3 protein-coding genes are annotated in these 2,297 nt (G+C 65.4%); all 3 read right to left on the reverse strand.

The features are described from left to right. Positions 1–130 precede the first annotated feature (130 nt). Positions 131–622 (reverse strand): poly-beta-1,6-N-acetyl-D-glucosamine biosynthesis protein PgaD, encoded by a 492-nt coding sequence (gene pgaD, locus AB4Y84_RS19685; RefSeq protein ID WP_442250728.1) that lies wholly within the window; start codon positions 620–622, stop codon positions 131–133. Further along, complete coding sequence (gene pgaC / locus AB4Y84_RS19690; RefSeq protein ID WP_442250730.1) at positions 619–1,866, reverse strand: poly-beta-1,6-N-acetyl-D-glucosamine synthase; 1,248 nt, start codon at positions 1,864–1,866, stop codon at positions 619–621. The genes pgaD and pgaC overlap by 4 nt, the downstream gene beginning before the upstream one ends. A 7-nt stretch (positions 1,867–1,873) precedes the next feature. Next, positions 1,874–2,297 (reverse strand): poly-beta-1,6-N-acetyl-D-glucosamine N-deacetylase PgaB (locus tag AB4Y84_RS19695; RefSeq protein WP_442250729.1); only part of this gene is annotated, 424 nt, incomplete at its 5' end.

The following is a 2,297-nucleotide window of genomic DNA, read 5'->3' on the forward strand; positions in this document are numbered from 1 at the left end:
GCTGCCAAGCCTACAAGGACGTACTTGCGGCGTCCCCGCAATCCGACACCGCCCCGCCTCCCACGGAATGCCAGCTGTTGCTGTTGCTTCGGCCTCTGCGGGTGCCGGGCGCCGCCCGGCCGAACCCCCGTTACCTCAACAGCTGCGCGGTCATGCCCAGCGGCCGTGCATGCTCATCCATGTGCAGGGTGATGGCCTTGGCACCGAACATCTGTTCGGCAAGCTGATCGCTGGCGCCCAGCGAATGGGCGATTTCCGCACGACTTGCGTCCTCGTGCGGGCCGCGCCGTTCCTTGCCGGCGAAGCGGTAGCGGTTGTACTCGGCCCAGGCGATCAGCAGCAGCGCACAGCACGCCAGGATCACCGGCAGGGCGATGATCACGAACGGGTCGAGATGCTGCTTGCGCTCGTACAGCTGCAGCCACGCCAGCTGCCCACCGAGCAACCAGGACACCAGCGTGACCAGCGGTGCCCACAGGTAGAAGTAAAACCCCCAGAACGCCAGGGTCACAAATCCCCAGGCGGTGYGCTGCAGGCGGGGCTGCTTGAGCGGCTTCTGGATCAGCCGCGAGTCGAAGCGGTTGGACGGCGTCCTGGCGGTCGTCTGGCGATGTGCGTTCATCGTATACCTCTGTCTGGGCTGACCCAGGTGGCACGCTTGCCACGCCGCCGGAGAAGGGTCTTCGGCAGCGCCACCAGCGTGGTGAACAGGCTGATCAACCAGTACGCCATCGGGTACCAGATGACCCAGAAATAGTTGCGGCCGATATGCGTTTCGTAACGCCTGTCGATGATCAGGCTGCTGGCGAACTGCAGCAGGCAGACCAGGGCCAGGATCACGCCATGCCATTGCGGCAGCAACGTGTCGATGTACAACGACGGCGGCATCGGGATGAACTTGCCCACTGCCCACAGCAGGATGATCACCAGCATGGTGTAGGCCCACAGCACGCTGAGGATGTATTCCAGCAGCACGCCCCACATCCGCCGCTTGCGCCAGCTGAACAACGATGAGCCGTGGCGCAGCAGGACTTCCACACCGCCCTGTGCCCAGCGCAGTCGCTGCCGCCACAGGCCTTTCAGCGTTTCCGGCATCAGGATGAAGCACAGCGCATTGGGCTCGTAACGGATGTCCCAATGATCCAGCTGCAGCCGCCAGCTGATGTCGATGTCCTCGGTGACCATGTCATCGGCCCAATAGCCGATGCGGTGCAGGGCGGTGCGACGGAACGCGGCAATGACCCCGGACACGGTGAAGATGCGGCCGTACACGCGTTGGGCGCGCTTGATCATGCCGATGATCGAGGAGAACTCCGCCACCTGCAGACGGCCGAGCAGGGTGGAGCGATTGCGGATCCGCGGGTTGCCGGTTACCGCACCCACGCGCGGGCCGCTGGTCAGGTGCCAGACCATCCAGTGCATGGCGAACTCTTCCAGCATGGCATCGCCATCGATGCACACCAGGTACTCCGATCTCGCGGCCAGCGCGCCCATGCGCAACGCATTGGCCTTGCCCAGGTTGCGGTCCAGATGGACCACGCGCAGGCGCGGATGAAGCGCTGCAAGCGCGTCCAGGCGGATGCCGGTGTCGTCGGTGCTGCCATCGTTGATGGCGATCACCTCGAAGTCCGGGTAGCGCTGGGCCAGTGCCGCGCCGAGGGTGTCGTCCAGGTTCGCCGATTCGTTGTGGCACGGGATCAGCAGGCTGGCGAACGGATACTCCGCCATCGGTGGTGGGTCGTTGCGCGGCYGCGACTTCCGCTCACGGCGGAAGAAGTAGTACAGGCCCCCGGACATCCAGAAGAACGCCATCACCATGGGGTAGAAGAAGGCGAACTGGAACATGGCGTTGAGCCACGGATTCATGTCCACGTCACTTCTCCGGATACGGGAAGTTGCGCGCGGACATCGCCGCGCGTGCATCCTGGGTCGACGGCTTGTCGGCGATGAAATCGTCCGGGTACCACGCGAAATGGCGCACGCCCTGTGCCTGCAGGCGGCGGATCTGCGCGCGCAGCTGTTCGCCGCTGATCGGCCGCTGCGTGCGCCAGTCCACGGTCTGCAGCTCGAACATCGTGTGCTTCAGCTCGGGGTCGTGCGCACGCACGGCCACCACCAGCTTGTCCAGCCAACGCTGCGGGCGGCGGCTGCCTTCCATCCAGGGCATCGCCATCAGCGCGGTGCGGTCGTAGGCCTTGTTGAACAGGTCCAGGCGCTGGGCGAACCACGCCGCGCTCTGCGGCTCCAGCACCGGCTGCGCGTACAGGTTGCGCACGGTGCCCAGCTTGGGGCGCCAG

This window comes from Stenotrophomonas sp. 2YAF22, assembly GCF_052114665.1.
Classification (GTDB): Bacteria; Pseudomonadota; Gammaproteobacteria; order Xanthomonadales; family Xanthomonadaceae; genus Stenotrophomonas; species Stenotrophomonas indicatrix.